Raw genomic sequence first — 16,838 nt, forward strand, 5'->3', positions numbered from 1 at the left:
GATGTCGTTCGACTAGATAAGCAAGCAGGCACGGTGGCCATGTCACTGCCGCCCTTCATCGACATCCTTGAATCACGCCATGTCCTCGTCTACGTCCGCTACGCCTTTCGCCACATCCCGCTCGCATTACCTCCCCGCCCCTACGGGTTCGCGCCAACATGGCGCCGCCCCCTCCTGGCACCTGAGCCCGTTATCGCAGGCCCTGGCGGCCTTGGCGATCGCGGGAAGCGCCAGCGGCGTTGCGCAGGCCCAGACGCGCGCGTTCAGCCCCGGCTGGTTCGCGGACAAGAATGCCGTCCAGTCAACCGCCCAACGCACGGGCCGCATGCCGGACGGCAGCATGGCGGGCATCGGCAATGGGGCCAGGCAACAAGCCCAATCGCGCCAGCAATTGCAGAAATCGCTGGACAACTTGAATCGCACAGCCGCCGCGGTCGCCGCCCAGCAGGCCGCGCAGGCGGCCGCGCGCGCAGCGGCCGCGGCCAATGACGCCAACGTGCCGGACGGCAGGACCGAAGGCGGATTATGGGAAGCCCAAGGCGAGCTGGCCAAATGGCAAGGAGCAACAGCCGCGACCTCGTCGTCAAGCGGCGGCAGGCATACGGTCACGATCGAACAGACGCAGCCCCGCGCGATCCTGAACTGGGACACCTTCAACGTCGGCCGCAATACCACGGTGCAGTTCAAGCAGGGCGCCAGCGATGCGGTGCTGAACCGCGTCGTCGGCGCCAGCGCCAAGCCCAGCCAGATCCAGGGCGCGATCAAAGCCGACGGCACCGTGCTGGTCGTGAACCAGAACGGCGTGATATTCGGCGGCGCCAGCCAGGTCAACGCCCGCAACCTGGTGGCCGCGGCCGCCACCATCACCGACGGGCAGTTTCGCGAAAAAGGCCTGTTCGTTGACACGGACGGCACGCAACCCACGTTCAAGGACGCGCTGGGCAGCGTGCAGGTGCAGGCTGGCGCGCGCATCGCCACCGCCGTGCCCACGACCGCGACCAAGGGCGGCGGCTACGTGCTGCTGCTGGGCAGCGACGTCCACAACGCCGGCGCGCTCACCACACCGCGCGGCCAGTCCGTGCTGGCCGCGGGCGACGATTTCGTCATACGCCGCGGTTACGGCACCGACGGCAACCCCAAGTCCACCACTTCGGGGGTCGAAATCAGCGCCACGCTCAAAACCGGCAGCCAGGCTGGCGAGGTTCGCAACACCGGCCTGATCAGCGCCCCCGTCGGCGACATCACGATGACGGGCCATGCCGTGCGCCAGGACGGCGTGCTGGTCGCCACTACCGATATCGGCGCGCGCGGCGCCATCCACCTGCTCAACCGCAGCAGCGATGCGGCAGGCAGCGTGACGCTGGGCGCGGGCAGCGTCACCGCCGTGCTGCTGGAGGCCTCGGCCGTGACCGGCCTGGACAGCCAGCGCCAAGCCGCGATCAAGACGCTGGACGGCTCCGCCACCAACAAGGCCACTGGTGCCTTCGACAACCTGAGCACGGTCGCCGACCGCATGGACTTGTCGCGCATCGAGGTGGTGACGGGCGACCTGGCGTCTTTCCAGGGCGGCTCGACTGCCTTGGCCACCGGCGGGCAGATCGTCGTTTCAGCCAAGCGGCAGGCCGTGCTGGAAAGCGGCGCCGAATTGGATGTGTCGGGCGCCATCGGTGTCAACGTGTCGATGGAATCGAACAACCTGCAAATTAACGTGCAGGGCAACGAACAGCGCGACGCACCCGTCAACCGCGACAGCAAGCTACTGAACAACAGCGACGTCTGGGTGGACCGCCGCACCCTGGTGAAGATTGCCGGCGGGGCAAACGGTTCCAGCGGCGACCGCTGGTACACCAGCGGCGGCCTGCTGGAAGTGGGCGGCTACCTGGCCACCAGCGAACGTGGGGCCGGCGAATGGCTGGCGCAAGGCGGCACCGCCACCTTCACAGGAGGCGAACTGGTTACGAAGGCCGGCTCCGACATCAATCTGTCAGGCGGCACGCTGGACGTGCAAGCCGGCAATATCCGCCAAAGCTGGCTGCGCGGCGCCGACGGCCGCTTGTACGAAGTCTCGCGCGCGCCCGGCGACCTGCTCTACACCGGCCTGTATCAGGGATATGAACAGACCCATGCACGCTGGGGCGACAAGGCCACGCGCAGGTTCTACAACCTGTTGCTCGCCCCAAAAACGCGCTTTGAAGACGGCTATACGGTGGGCCGCGATGCGGGCCAACTGATCGTCTCCACCGGTGCCGCCCAACTGGCGGGCACCTTGACGGGCGAGGTTTACCAGGGCGCGCGTCAGGTCGAGGCGCCGCAAAGGGACATCGACGGCTACTACCAATCGCAAACGGCCGTCGCGCGCCGCGCGCAATTGACTGTCGGAAGCTATACGCCGATCTTCGACGCCGACGCCAACATGCTGGCCTGGACGCTGGGCGGTGTCGCCAAGCAGGTGACGGCAGGCACGGGCGACGCGGGCGACGACGAGATCCGGCTGGATGCGGCCTGGCTCAACGCCGCCAATCTCGGCGCCATCCGGCTGGCCGGGACCGAGCGGATCGTGGTGGATCAGCCCCTGCGCTCGGCGCCGGGCGCGAACGTGGTCTTGTATGCGCCCCAGGTCGACATCAACGCCGGCATCAGCGCGGCGGGCGGGCGGATTCTGGCCGGCAACCTCATCAAGCAGTGGAACGCCAACGGCCGCAACGAAGACACGCCAGTGCTCGCACCCGCTGACCGGCCCACGGGCGTGGCGGTCTCGGCGGGCGCGGTATTGGACACCGGCGGCCTGTGGACCAATCTGCTTGCCAACCCCGCCGCTTCCGGTGCGCTGGCCTATCGCCAGGGTGGCAGCGTATCGCTGCGTAGCACCCAGGGCGTTACGCTGGCCGCGGGCAGCGCCTTGGACGTGTCGGGCGGCGGAGCCGTGCTGGCCAATGGCAAGACCCTTGGCGGCAAGGGTGGCGACGTCACCCTGGCGGCGGGCTTTGACGCCGCGCTCAGGCACGAAGGAACGATTGCGGCCCAGGGCGTGGATGGCGGCGGCAAGCTGACCTTGCAGGCCGACAAGGTGCGCATCATAGCGGCGGGCCAGGCGGCCGCATCAATCGCCGACGCGACGGAAAGCAAAGAATCCGTCCTGTCCGACGAGGCCTTCGGCATGGGGTTCTCGCAATACGAAGTGATCGGTTTCCATGGTCTGGAGGTCGCGGACGGGTCGCAAGTGCGGGTCACGATGCCGGTCCAGCGCCATGCTTCCGGCATACGCGCCATCCTGGACAAGTCGCAAGCCTTGCAAACCTTCACGCCCGAGCTCTACCAGGAGAATCCGGTTGAAAACCATCTGACGCAACGCAAGGGCGCCAGCCTGCGACTGCAAGCGGGGTCCCAGTTGTCGACCGCCGCCGATCTGGCGACCACGGTTCTGCGCGTGGGCAGCGGAGCCCTCGTCGAGGTGGATCCGGGGCAAAAGATCGATCTGGCCGGCGTCGGGCAGATCACCCTCAATGGCACATTCAATGCGTGGGGCGGCGCCATCACTGTCCAGGCAATACGGCCTGGTTCGACGGACGACGCCATCGCGGCCGGGCATGGCCGATCCATTTGGTTGGGCGAAACGGCCGTGCTGGACGTCGCGGGCCGCGCCGCCACGGCCTTCAATCACAACGGCCAGGCATACGGCCGCGTGCAGGACGGCGGCAGCATCGTATTGGGCGGCCAGGTGAACGTGTCGCTGGGCGTCGCCCCATCGCCCGACCTGTTCATCGTCTCGCGACCCGGCAGCCGCCTGGAGGCGTCGGGCAGCGCCGCCACGTTACTGGTCAACGGTGCGCCGACGATGTTGGCCGGCGCTGGCGGCAGCATCACTCTCGGTTCCAGCAACGGCCTGTACCTGGATGGCCGCATGACCGCCCTCGCGGGCGGCGCCGGCGCGCCCGGCGGCACCTTGTCTATCGGCCTGGATGCGCCGGTCTATCGCACAGCGGCGATGACCCCCCGCGTGAACCAAGGACGCGACCTGCTCCTGTCGCAACAGGCCCTGCCCGACGAACTTGCCGGCTTTGCCGACCCGGAGACCGCCGCCGACGCGCTGGTGTATGGGCGCGGCGCCCTCAGTGTCGCGCAAGTGGAGGACGGAGGTTTCGGCAGTCTGAACCTGCTGAGCAATGGCGCCATCAGCTTCGCGGGCGACGTCGACCTGCGCATGGGTCAAAGCCTGCGCCTGTTCAGCACGTCGCTCAACATGACGGAAGCCGCAGCCTCAACTGCCCGGGTGCAGCTGGCCGCCCCCTATGTGATGCTGGCCGGGGCCACCGACAACGGCGCGCCCGACTTGTACACGCGCCCGACATCCTCGCGCCCCCCCTCTACCCGCGTCAGCGAATCCACCTTCATCACGGATGCCGGCTTCATCGATATCCGCGACCTGGTACAGCTGGGCGCGCTGACCACGCAACAGGCGCCGAACGGCGATGTCAGCTATGTCGGCACGGGTTTCACGCATACCGACCTGCGCAGCCAGAGCGACATCCGTGTGCTGGGCGGCCGGGGCACGCAGGTCGCGCTGGCGAACCAGCCCTACACCACGCAGCTTGCTGCCCCGGGCAATCTCAGCCTGACCGCCGCGCAGATCTATCCGGACACTGGAGCGGTGACGCGGATCGTGGCCGGTCCGAACGGCATGCGCGACGGCGTCATCGGCTATGAAGCGGACCGCACGCTTACCATCCGCCGCAATAGCGACGCCCTTCCCCCTCTTCCGTACAGCGCGTTCGGCAAGCTGCGCTTAGCCGCCGACATCATCGACCAGGGCGGCGTGGTGCGCGCGCCGCTCGGAATGCTGGAAGTGGGGGTCGCGGATACCACCGGCACCACCTCCCGCGTCAATCTGCTGCCAGGCAGCGTCACGTCCGTCAGTGGCCGGGGGCTGGTCATGCCCTATGGCGGCACCGTAGACGGCGTGACCTATCAATACGCCGGGCAGAATATCGTGTTGAACGGCGCAGGCGCCGCCACGATCGGCGGCGAATTGAGCAGTGGCATCCAACTGGCTGGCGAAGAGGTTCGGGTGGACGGCAACGCCATGCTGGACCTTTCCGGCGGCGGCCGCTTGCTGGGGGCCGGCTTTGTGACGGGACGGGGCGGTTCCACCGACGCCCGATTCAACCCGCTGGTGCAGATCAACGCCAAGGGCGCGGGCTTCACCCTGCCGGGTCTGGCCACCAATCCCGTCTACGCGCTGGTGCCCGGCGTGCAGGCTCCCGTGGCGCCCACCACGCCCGACGGACACCAGACCTTGCCGCAAATCGGGCAACAAGTCACGATCGGAAACGGCGTGCCCGGCCTGCCCGCCGGAACCTATACGCTGATGCCCTCCACCTATGCCCTGATGCCGGGCGCGTTCCGCGTGGAGGTCAACGGCCTGGCGTCGGGCGCCCCCGCTTCGGGCGCGATACCGCTGCGCAACGGCTCCTGGTCCATCGCGGGCAACGTCGGTACGGCCGGCACGAACCTCGCCACGGCGGCGCCCCAACAGTTGTTGGTCACGTCCGGCGAGGTCCTGCGCCAGTACTCGCAATACAACGAGATGGACTACGCAGCCTTCGTGCAGGCCGACGGCGTGCGCCGCGGCGTTCCGCGCGCCATGCTGCCCGCGGACGCGCGCACATTGCGGGCTTATCTGGCAAGCGGCGCCGAGGGTCAGGCCTTTTCGTTTGCGGGTCAGGTCGACTTTTCCGCCGCCACAGCCGGCTACGGCGGCACGTTCGCCGTCTCGTCCAGCGATACCAAGGCGGAGCATCTCGAGGTCACCGCCCCGGGCGCGGGGCGCAGCGCAGGCTTCGAGGGATTATCCCTGGATTCCGGCCAGCTCAGCGCGCTTGGCGCGCCCCGCCTCGTGCTGGGCGCCGTACCCTATGTGGACTACACCAGCAACAGCAATACCGTCGACTTCGGCTACGCCCGCACCCACTTCTCATCCATAGCGCTGCGCGAGGGCGCGTCACTCTCAGCGGCCGAAGTCTTCCTGGTGACCAGCGGCCTGACCACCGGCATCACCGTGGAACGCGGGGCATCCATCAACACCATCGGTCGCGGCAAGGCGCCTTTTGATTCCACTGCCGGCTACACCTATGGGGCATCCGCCAGCAGTTTCCTGGCGTTGTCCAACGGTTGGATCAACATGCTCCCGCCCACCGCGGATCAGGAACCCAAAGGCGCCGGCCCTATCCGCATCGGCGTCTGCGGTGTTACCTGCGCCGGCGAATCCCTGCTGTACACCGAGGGCACGCTAGCCGCCGTCACCAACAAGACCTTCGACCTGGGCAGCGCCGCCAGCTACGGCGCGCGCTACCTGACGCTGGCGGTAGGCGCCGTCAACGCCGGCAGCGAACAGGCCCTGGCGGCAGCAGCCGCGCGCGGCGCGCTTGGCGCAGGGCTTAGCCTGGACCAGACGCTGCTGAATCGCCTGATGGCCGGCGACCAGCGCTTCGGCGCGCCGGCGCTCGAGATGCTGACCCTGGCCGTCAGCGACTCGTTCAACTTCTTCGAAACCGTCACGCTGGACACGACCGATCCCGCCACCGGCAAATCGCGCCTGCAAACGCTGGCTCTGACGGCCCCGGCCATCTACGGCTATGGCCAAACGGGTGACGTGGCCACGCTGCGCGCGGGCAACCTGATCTGGAACGGATCGGTCACGCCGCCCGTCGGCGTAATCGATAACGGGGCGGGCACCGGCAGCGGCACGCTGAATATCCAGGCCGAGCGCATCGAGTTCGGCTACGGCCCCTACACCCAACCGCTGGCCGACCGGGACAATGCCCGCCTGGCCCTGGGCTTTGCCGACGTCAACCTGACCGCCAGCGACCGCATCACCGCCAATCATCAAGGCAGCCTGGCCGTGTACCAGTCCCGGGGCGCTTTCGATTCCGCCTCTGGTTGGCGCTACAGCGGTGGCACATTGAACATGGAGGCTCCCCTTCTGACGGGTGAATCCGGCTCCATCAATCGAGTCAAGGCCGGCACCGCGATCAACTTCAGCAGTCCGCTGGCAGTGGCATCCGTTCCCCAGGGGCTCGGGATGGGCGCGGAACTGGCGCTGGACGCCGGCACGCTGAATATCAACGGCCGCATCACCCTGCCTACGGGCAAGCTGAGCGCAATCGCGGACAACGCCTTGATCCTGGGTCCCGGCGCGCAGCTGGACGTTGCTGGCCGGCCCGTGCCATTCGAAGACATCACAAAATACAGTTGGGGAGGCGACGTCAGCCTCCACAGCCGGCAAGGCGACATCACGCAAGCGGCGGGCAGCATCATCGACCTCTCCGCCCAATTCAACCGAGCCGGGCGCCTGACCGCCGTGGCGCTGGCCGACGACGCTGGCCGCGTGGACCTGCAAGGCCGCATTCTGGGCATGGCTTCGGGCAGCTACGACGCGGGCGGCACCCTGGTCCCCTACGCCTTCGGCGAAGTGGATATCCGAGCGCAGCAAGTGGACTTCGCGGCGCTGAATCAACGCCTGAACGAGGGCCAGGTGTTTGGCGGCCGTAGCCTTCAGCTCAAGCGCGGCAACCTTGCCATCGGCGACGAGGTACGCGCCCGAAATGTGAATATCTCGGTCGATGGCGGCAGCCTGACCGTGACCGGCCGCATTGATGCCAGTGGCGACGGTGTCGGCAGCATCCGACTGGCCGCGCGCGATGGACTGCGCCTGGCGTCCACCGCCACGCTGGATGCGCATAGCGCAACGCTGCGCGTGGACAGCTACGGCAAGATCATTGACGCGCCCAACCGCGCCATCGTGGAACTGAATTCGGGCAATGGCCAGTTGCAGATGGACGCAGGCGCGGTCATCGATTTGCGCGCCGGCACGGAGGCGCCCCGCAATGACGGCCTGCCGCGAGGCACGCTGGCGCTGAATGCGCCACGTCTGGGCGGTGCGACCGGCGGCGACATCAACATCGATGCGCGCGGGCCGCTGGACATCCGCGGCGCGCGCAGCATCGCGGTCAACGGGGTCTGGATCTATACGGACGCAACACCCGGGACCGAAACCACGGCGGACGGCGAGCCCTACCAGGTCATCGACCAGGCCTACCTGAACCGCCTGCACGGCGACAGCGTCGAATTCATCGACCGGGCCCTGTCCAACGGCAACCTGGTCAACGGCAAGCTGGCCGGCCTCCTCGCCTATGGCGACGCCCTGCACCTGCGCCCCGGCGTCGAGATCCGCAGCGCCACCGCGGAGGGCAACCTGGTGGTGCAAGGCGATCTGGACCTGTCCGGCTTCCGCTATGCCAGCCTGAACCCGCATACGCCGCTGCGGCCGGGCGCCTATGGCTCGGGGGAGGTAGGCAATCTGGTCATCCGTGCAGGCGGGGACTTGCAGATCCACGGCAGCATCAACGACGGCTTCGCCCCGCCTCCGGAGGTCAAGCAGGACTTGAACGGCTGGCGCCTGCTGCCGGGCCGGGACTTCACCGGTGGCGACATGATCACGCCCCATGCCGGCGTGGTGCTGGCCGCCGGTACTGCGTTCCCGGTCGGCGCCATCCTGAATTACGACTTGATGCTGCAAGGCGGCATGCTTGCCGAACATTCCGTATTGCCCGTTACTGCCCCATTGGCCCTGGAGTTGATACTTCCCGCCGGCACCGTGCTATCGGCACCCATCTTCAACCCGGACGGCACGGTGGCGCACGCTGCCGGCACCGTGCTGCACCAAGCGCTGACACTGCCCCCCGGCATGGCCCTGGCGGCAGGCACGCGCTTATCAAGTAGCGCCTTCCTTGGCGCCGTCACCTGGCCTGCCGGCATTCCACTGCCCGCCAACGCGAACCTGGCCGCCGCGGTCACCCTGCCGCGCGGCGCGCTGATCCCGTCGGGCACGAACGTGAAACTGGAGCCAGGAGTGGAATACGTCGATCTGCGTCCCGTGGTCGACGGCGCCCAGGGCCAGGTGTGGGCCGTGGCGCCCATGCTGCCTGAAGGTTCGCAATCCTGGTCTCTGCGGCTTGCGGGCGGCGCTGATCTGGGCGCGGCCGATACACGCATCACGCAGTACGCCACGAAGGTCGGGCTTCAGCGTGGGGACCTGGTGCTGGCCGACAGCCACTACGGCATGTATGGCTTTGATGGCCCCGGCAACTTCGTCTGGACGCAGTTGGTCGCCGACGACCTCGGCATGCCGGAGTTGGTGGGGCAGGTCATGGAGGACGATTTCATCCGCGACATGTTCGGCTATCCGAGTGCCGGCGCCCTGTGCGCGGACGTCCCAGAGTATTGCGCCGCAAGCGGCGCGAACAACTACATTCCCGCGCCTGCCACCCCGCGCTTCAGCGTGCTGCGTACCGGCACCGGCGACCTGGATCTGCTGGCGGGTGGCAGCTTGCGCATGCAGTCGCTCTATGGCGTCTACACCGCGGGCACGTCATCCACTGGCACTTACGAGGGCGACCCCTACAACCAACCGCGCCTGATTAATCCCGACGGCACGGTGCTGCGCGACCCGAGCAAGGGCTTCGAAGCCTTTGTGGACGGCGGGCCGCAAAGCGTCTACCGGGCCTGGTATCCGGATGGAGGCGGCAACCTGACGCTGCGTGCCGGCGTCAGCCTGACCGGCGATCTGATGACGGCATCCCTGGCTTCATTCGGGCGGCCAGTCACTCGCTCGACCGGATACTCCTCCGACCTGGTCGGAAACTGGCTATGGCGCCAGGGCAGCGGCGACGCGGCGATAGGCCAGGCGCAGCCCACCGCATGGTGGCTGAACTTCGGCACCTATACCTCAAGCGCGCCAGACCAAGCCGATGAATTGCGCGGCTTCACCGGCTTCGGCACGCTGGGCGGCGGCAACCTGGACATCGACGTGCGCGGCGACGCCGGCATCATCACCTCGCATCCCATCAGTTTCCAGGAACGCCAGATCAACCCGCGCAGCCAGGCCTTGACGCTGGCCGTGGCCAGCACGGGCCGCGTGATGGCCGACGGCACGTTGGCGCTGACCGGTGGCGGCGACATCATCCTGCGGGTCGGCGGCAGCTTGAACCCTGCGCTGCCCAGCTTCTATGAAGCCCCGGGCGCGGTCACCAACCTGCGCGGCCAGACGCTGCTGCAAGCCGCCTCGATGGGCCGAATGGACCCGATCTACAACATTCGGGCGGCACGCGACACGCGCGCGCTGGACCGCTTCCAGGCAAGCACCTACGAGCCTGCGGGGGCGTTGACGCTGACGCCGGGAGACAGCGCCTTCCAGCTGCAAACCCTGGGCGCCCTCGTCATCCAGACCGCCAGGGACCCCGGCCGCTTCCTCCTGCCCGTGTCCATGCCGTACACGCAGGCTGACGGTACGCTGGGCGTTTACGGATCCAACAGTTGGTTTTCGCTATGGACGCCCAATACCGCCATCGACCTGTTCAGCGCGGGCGGCGACGTGGCGCCGGTATTCAGGGCCGGCATCGACAATGATGGCATCGTTATCTACCCGTCGCAGTTCTCAGCAGTCGCCGCTCAAGGAGATATCCGGTACGACAATCCGGTCGCCCTCGCGCCCGGCGCCCTGTCCCGCCTGGACCTGCTGGCCGGTCAATCCATTTATGGCGGCGACGCCCCCTTTGGACGCACCAGCGCCGATCCCGGCGCGTTGGCATCCATCGACCGGCCGGCCTTTGCAGGAAAGGTGAAGGCCGCCCAAAGCAGCAGCATCGTCTGGGGTCCCACCAACCTGTCACCTGACGGCGGCTATCGGGACAACGTATTGTTCGCCTTCGGGCCGTTGACGGCCGCCACGTCGAGTGTCATGGCGCCATCGCGCTTTTATGCGAAGGACGGCGACCTTGTCGGCGTCAGCAGCGGCCGGCATATTCGGCTGGCGAACAACGGCAATGTCCTGACCGGCACGGAATGGTATGTCGCGGGCGGCCCGGTGCGCATGATCGCCGGCCGGGACATCGTCGGCAGCGGCAGCCCGCTAGGGTCGGCCGATTCCCTATCCGGCCCGATCCCGTATCAATACACCGACAATCTTCTCGTGCATGGTGACGCGAACGATGTGTCCGTGGTGCAAGCCGGCCGCGACATCCTTTACGGCAGCTTCACCGTTGCCGGCCCCGGCACGCTGGAAATCAGCGCGGGCCGCAACATCCTGATGGAAGACAAGGCCACCGTCGTCAGCCTGGGCCCTGTCGTGACGGGCGATACCCGTCCAGGCGCCAGCATCGTGCTGCAAGCCGGGCTGGGTGCGCAGGGCGGCGATTACGCCGGCTTGCTGCGGCACTACCTCGATGCGGGCAGCGCCGATCCCGCCCTGCCGCTGACCGACCAAGGCAAGCCTTTCAAGACTTATGAAGCCGAACTGCTGCTTTGGCTGACGCAGGCCTATGGATTTACCGGCAGCATGGACGACGCCCGCGCCTTTTTCGATGCGCTGCCGCCAGCGCAGCAGCGCGTGTTCGCGCGTCAGGTCTACTTCGCCGAACTGCGTGCCGGCGGCCGCGAATTCAACGACCGGACCAGCCCACGCGAAGGCAGCTACTTGCGCGGCCGGCAAGCCATTGCCGCGCTGTTCCCGTCCCTGAGCACCGCCGGGCAGACGCAACGCTACGAAGGCAGCATCACCCTGTACGGAGGTGCCGGCCTGCAAACCCGCAGCGGCGGCAACGTCCAGGTTCTGACGCCCGGCGGAGCGCAGGTCTACGGCGTGGAAGGCGCGGCGCCGCCCGCCACCGCGGGTGTGCTCACCCAAGGCAGCGGCGACATCCAGCTATATGCCCAGGACAGCATTCTGCTGGGACAGAGCCGCGTCATGACGACTTTCGGCGGTGACATCCTGGCGTGGTCCGCGCAAGGCGACATTAACGCCGGGCGCGGTTCCAAGACCACGGTGGTCTACACCCCGCCCCGCCGACTATACGACAGCGTAGGCAACATCACGCTGTCGTCCGCCGCGCCGTCCAGCGGCGCCGGCATTGCCACCCTGGCGCCGTTAGCAGAAGTGCCCGCCGGCGACGTGGACCTTTACGCACCGCTGGGCACCATTGATGCAGGGGAAGCTGGCATCCGCGTGTCGGGCAACGTCAATATCGCTGCGCAATCCGTGCTGAACGCCGCAAACATCAAGACGCAAGGAGACAGCGTCGGCATCCCGCTGGCCGCAACCGTCAACACCGGCGCGCTCACGTCAGCCAGCACGGCGGCGACCTCGGCGGTCAACGCAGCACAGGAATCCGTACAACGCAGCCAGGACAGGGCGCGTCAGAACCAGCCCTCCATCATCAACGTGCAGATTCTGGGCTTTGGGGAGGAGCCGGTATCTGGCGGTGCGCCACCACTCCAACGGGACAGCCGAGTCGATAACGCCTCGGCGTATCGACCGAACAACATGGTGCAGGTCGTCGGCGACGGAGCGCTTACGGCAGCGCAACTTGAAAAGTTGAGCAGTGAGGAAAGGATGGCGTTCGGACTGTAGCCATCTTCAAACATCGGAGGGGCTACGCCCAGGCTGAGTTCAGCGCACGGATGCCGGGACTACAGTGATTTCGCTTCACCCGCCAACCGAGCAATTCCGGCATGACGAGCGCCCACTTTGTTTTCTTAGAGTTAAATGTATTTGGAGTCAATGATATATAGACTATTTCTAAGGCCTTTTATCTCGTTGCCTTGTGTGGGATAGTTCCTTAACTGGACGCCTGCTCCACCGAATTGGCGTTGATCAATCCAGGGGCCGTGGCAGCAACCAGAGCCACAATGCCAGACCAGTGGCAACCCACATCGCGATGATCAGCGTCGCACCGATCATGCTGCGGGGCTTTGAGGCGGCCGAACTCATCCAGGCCTCTGCCTGGCGCCTGCTTTCGACAAGAATGTCCGGCGGCAAGAGCCTGATGGCCAGGTAGATCAAGCCTGGAAGCAGCAGCACGTCATCGATGTAGCCCAATATCGGTATGAAGTCAGGAATCAAATCGATGGGGCTAAGAGCATAGGCCACCACGAACACCCCTACCGCCTTGGCGTACCAAGGCGTCCGAGGGTGCTTGCCTGCAAACCAGAGGGTTAAGCCGTCTCGCTTGATGCGCTTGGCCCAGGCCTTCAGCCGTTCACTGATGTTCATGACGATGTTGTGGGTTTTCCCGCAGCAGATGCGCCTCCTATTCTAGGAGCATTCGTCTCCAGCGAAATTTTTACTATTCAATAGTTCAACGTTCGTTGTATGATCGAATTATGAACGAAGATCAAGCAGTTTTCGCCCTCGGTGCCCTGGCCCACACCCAACGTCTTCGCGTGTTTCGCGCACTCGTGGTTGCCGGCCCCAGCGGTCTCACGCCCAGCGTCTTGGCGGATCAGCTCAGCGTCGCGCGCAATAACTTGTCCTTCCACTTGAAGGAGTTGTCGCATGCTGGTCTGGTCACCATCGAGCAGCAAGGCCGAAATCTGATCTATCGCGCCGACTTCTCGCAGATGAATGGGCTGCTTGGCTATCTCACCGAACACTGCTGCGAAGGTTCCACCTGCGAGGCCTCCGACTCCGGAGCTTGCACTACCTGCTGATCAGGAGCTGTCCATGAAACGCTTTCACGTTCATCTACATGTCGATGATTTGGCCAAGAACATCGGCTTCTATTCGCGGCTGTTTGCGCAAGATCCCGCTCGCGTCGAGTCGGACTATGCGAAATGGATGCTCGATGATCCGCCAGTGAATTTCGCAATTTCGACCCGTGGCGCTGCCGCGGGAGTCGATCACTTTGGCATTCAGGCCGAGAACGCCGAAGAGTTGATTGCCCTGAAGTCGCGAGCGAAATCAGCCAGCCTGTCTCTGGAGGACCAGGGAGAGACGTCATGCTGCTACTCCCGCAGCGAGAAATACTGGATCACTGATCCGCAAGGCGTGGCGTGGGAGCACTTCCATACGTTGGGGGCGATCCCTGTCTATGGAGCGTCACACCATGACGCACTTGCGACCGACGTGGCCGGCGCCTGCTGTTCGCCTTCTGTGTCCTCCGCGGTGAAGAACCACTGCTGTGTCCCGAATACCAAATCCTCCACTCGCTGCTGCTAGGAATTCCCATGTCGCACTCCCCTTTCAACGTGCTGTTTCTCTGTACAGGCAACTCTGCACGCTCCATCCTGGCTGAAGGTCTACTCAGAGGACTCGGTGGCGATCGCTTCCAGGCATATTCCGCTGGCAGCACCCCCAAAGGCGAGGTTCACCCTTTGGCGCTCGCCACGCTGAGCTCTTTTTCATTGCCCTCCGATGGCTATCGGAGCAAGAGCTGGGACGAGTTCGCGGCGCCGGGGGCGCCAAAAATGGACTTCATCATTACCGTCTGCGATAACGCCGCCGGCGAAGTGTGCCCTGTCTGGCCTGGACAGCCAATGACGGCACACTGGGGCATTGCCGACCCAGCCGCCTATGAAGGAACCGAAGAAGAGCGTCGCAAGGCGTTTCAGGACGCCGCACGTGTACTCAAGCGCCGCCTCGAGCTTTTCCTTTCTTTGCCCATTGACCGCCTGGATGCCATGTCGCTCCAGACCGAGTTGCGCGGTATTGGCAAAACTCAGGAGTAAGTCGATGTCATCCAGTACACAGGCGGCGGCGCCCGTGCCGCAGGCGCGCGGTGGCATGAGCGTCTTCGAGCGGTACCTGACGCTCTGGGTGTTTCTCTGCATCGTGCTCGGTGTCGCACTGGGCCAGCTCATGCCGGCCCTGTTTCAAACCATCGGGCACCTCGAAGTCGCGCAAGTCAATCTGCCCGTCGGCCTGTTGATCTGGGTAATGATCATTCCGATGCTGCTCAAGGTGGATTTCGGCGCGCTCGGTCAGGTTAAACAGCATTGGCGCGGCATCGGCGTGACGCTGTTCATCAATTGGGCTGTCAAGCCCTTCTCGATGGCGTTCCTGGGTTGGTTGTTCATCCGGCAGGTCTTTTCCCCCTGGTTGCCTGCTGACCAGCTGGACAGCTATATCGCGGGACTGATCCTGCTGGCCGCCGCTCCATGTACTGCCATGGTGTTCGTCTGGAGCCGGCTGACCGGTGGTGACCCGGTGTTCACGCTGTCCCAGGTTGCGCTGAACGACACGATCATGGTGTTCGCTTTCGCGCCCATTGTCGGATTGCTGCTGGGCCTGTCGGCCATCACCGTGCCCTGGGATACGTTGCTGGTGTCCGTTGGGCTGTACATCGTGATTCCGGTCGTCCTCGCCCAGCTCTGGCGTCGCGCGCTACTGCGCCGCGGGCAGGAAGCGTTCGAAGCAGCCTTGGCCCGAATCGGCCCGTTTTCCATGGCCGCGCTATTGCTGACGCTGGTGCTGCTGTTCGCGTTCCAGGGCGAAGCCATCATTGGCCAGCCGCTGGTGATCGCCATGCTGGCCGTGCCGATCCTGATCCAGGTGCTTTTCAACTCCGGATTGGCGTACTGGCTCAATCGCCGGGTTGGCGAAAAGCACAATATCGCTTGCCCGTCAGCGTTGATCGGCGCATCCAACTTCTTCGAGCTCTCCGTCGCCGCCGCGATCAGCCTGTTCGGTTTCCAGTCCGGAGCCGCTTTGGCGACGGTGGTGGGCGTGCTGATCGAGGTCCCGGTGATGTTGCTGGTGGTGCGCGTCGTGAACCAGTCCAAAGACTGGTACGACGCGGGCGCCAAGCGGGGGTAAACGGTGACAGGAGCACCCGTCCGGGTCGTCGGTGGCCTGGGCACCGCCCAAACGCTGGCCTGGGCGTCGTCCTACTACCTGCCTGCCATGTTGGCGGCGCCGATGGCCAGGGACCTGGGTGTTCCCACGCCAACGGTCTACGCGGCCTTTTCCGGCGCAATGGTGGTATCGGCCCTGGTCGGCCCGTGGGCCGGGCAAGCGATCGACCGCCACGGCGGTCGTGTCGTCTTGGTCGGCACCAGCCTGATATTCGCGCTCGGATTGACCGTGCTTGGATCCTCCCAAGGGCTGTGGACGATGGCCGCCGCCTGGCTCATTATCGGCGTAGCGATGGGGGCTGGCCTGTATGAAGCCGCCTTCTCCAGCTTGGTTCGTCTGTATGGGCATCATGCCCGTGGCGCGATCACGGGCATCACCCTGATTGCCGGCTTTGCGAGCACCGTCGGCTGGCCATTGTCTGCCTGGATGGAAACACAATTCGGATGGCGCAACGCGTGCTACGGCTGGGCGGGCTTGCATCTACTGATTGGCTTGCCGCTCAATGCCTGGCTTCCGAAATTGATGCCCCAGGCGAAACATGAGAGGTTCGCTGTCGCGGATTCCACGAAGGTCGTCTCCTCCCCTACGCCTACGACCGAGCGCCACGGGTACGCAACCGCCCTCCTCGCCTTCGTCTTCGCCGCAACCTGGTTCATCAGCACCGCGATGGCCACGCATTTGCCGCGGATGCTGGAGGCTACCGGTGCCACGCTCGCCGCGGCAGTCGCAGTCGGTGTCCTCATCGGTCCAGCGCAGGTGGCCGGCCGCGTGCTCGAGTTCGGGTTCCTGCGGCGCGTTCACCCCCTGCTGTCGGCACGCTTGGCCGCACTGGCACACCCCGCCGGTGTGATCGTATTGCTGATGGCGGGGCCGGTTATGGCCCCTGTATTTGCGATCCTGCATGGGGCGGGTAACGGCATCCTCACCATCGCAAAGGGCACCTTGCCGCTGGTGCTGTTTGGCGCCCAAGGGTATGGCGCGCGCCAGGGGTGGCTGATGATGCCCGCGCGGATCGCGCAGGCGGCGGCCCCATTTCTTTTCGGCCTGGCTCTGGACGCTTGGGGATCCCACGCATTGTGGCTGTCGGGCGCCATCGGTCTGGCCGCCTGTGGCGCGCTGATGCTGCTGCGCGCCCAGCCCCCCAGACAGTGAA

7 protein-coding genes are annotated in these 16,838 nt (G+C 65.7%); 6 read left to right on the forward strand and 1 reads right to left on the reverse strand.

The annotated features are described in order from the left end of the window. Positions 1-79 precede the first annotated feature (79 nt). The gene (locus tag HG262_RS09675; protein WP_169270804.1) at positions 80-12,463 is read left to right on the forward strand and encodes a filamentous haemagglutinin family protein; all 12,384 of its coding nucleotides are present in this window, start codon (positions 80-82) and stop codon (positions 12,461-12,463) included. A 243-nt stretch (positions 12,464-12,706) separates the two neighbouring features. Here the strand turns inward: HG262_RS09675 and HG262_RS09680 are convergent, their stop codons facing one another. Further along, positions 12,707-13,105 carry a YkvA family protein gene (locus HG262_RS09680; protein ID WP_169270805.1) on the reverse strand — a complete coding sequence of 133 codons (399 nt, stop codon included), beginning with the start codon at positions 13,103-13,105 and terminating at the stop codon, positions 12,707-12,709. Between the two features lie 110 nt (positions 13,106-13,215). On the opposite strand from HG262_RS09680, the gene HG262_RS09685 reads away from it, so the two are divergent. Genes HG262_RS09685 through HG262_RS09705 form a run of 5 tightly spaced genes read left to right on the forward strand, consistent with a single transcriptional unit; the run spans position 13,216 to position 16,837 of the window. Then, complete coding sequence (locus HG262_RS09685) at positions 13,216-13,542, forward strand: helix-turn-helix domain-containing protein (protein WP_169270806.1); 327 nt, start codon at positions 13,216-13,218, stop codon at positions 13,540-13,542. Positions 13,543-13,555: 13 nt separating this feature from the next. Continuing rightward, entirely contained in the window at positions 13,556-14,050 is a 495-nt protein-coding gene (locus HG262_RS09690) for an ArsI/CadI family heavy metal resistance metalloenzyme (protein ID WP_169270807.1), read from the forward strand. An 8-nt stretch (positions 14,051-14,058) separates the two neighbouring features. Then, positions 14,059-14,559, forward strand: a complete 501-nt coding sequence (locus HG262_RS09695) for an arsenate reductase ArsC (RefSeq protein WP_169270808.1) — start codon at positions 14,059-14,061, stop codon at positions 14,557-14,559. Between the two features lie 4 nt (positions 14,560-14,563). Next, positions 14,564-15,646 (forward strand): ACR3 family arsenite efflux transporter, encoded by a 1,083-nt coding sequence (gene arsB, locus HG262_RS09700; RefSeq protein WP_169270809.1) that lies wholly within the window; start codon positions 14,564-14,566, stop codon positions 15,644-15,646. Positions 15,647-15,649: 3 nt separating this feature from the next. Continuing rightward, entirely contained in the window at positions 15,650-16,837 is a 1,188-nt protein-coding gene (locus HG262_RS09705) for an MFS transporter (protein ID WP_169270810.1), read from the forward strand. Position 16,838: the final 1 nt, after the last annotated feature.

It is taken from the genome of Achromobacter sp. Bel, assembly GCF_012928505.1.
In the GTDB taxonomy this organism is placed as follows: Bacteria; Pseudomonadota; Gammaproteobacteria; order Burkholderiales; family Burkholderiaceae_B; genus Achromobacter.

Coding starts and splice junctions, on each gene's coding strand:
- HG262_RS09690 (WP_169270807.1), top strand. CDS start 13,556: ATGAAACGCTTTCACGTTCATCTACATGTCGATGATTTGGCCAAGAAC.
- arsB (WP_169270809.1), top strand. CDS start 14,564: ATGTCATCCAGTACACAGGCGGCGGCGCCCGTGCCGCAGGCGCGCGGT.
- HG262_RS09685 (WP_169270806.1), top strand. CDS start 13,216: ATGAACGAAGATCAAGCAGTTTTCGCCCTCGGTGCCCTGGCCCACACC.
- HG262_RS09695 (WP_169270808.1), top strand. CDS start 14,059: ATGTCGCACTCCCCTTTCAACGTGCTGTTTCTCTGTACAGGCAACTCT.
- HG262_RS09680 (WP_169270805.1), bottom strand. CDS start 13,105: ATGAACATCAGTGAACGGCTGAAGGCCTGGGCCAAGCGCATCAAGCGA.
- HG262_RS09675 (WP_169270804.1), top strand. CDS start 80: ATGTCCTCGTCTACGTCCGCTACGCCTTTCGCCACATCCCGCTCGCAT.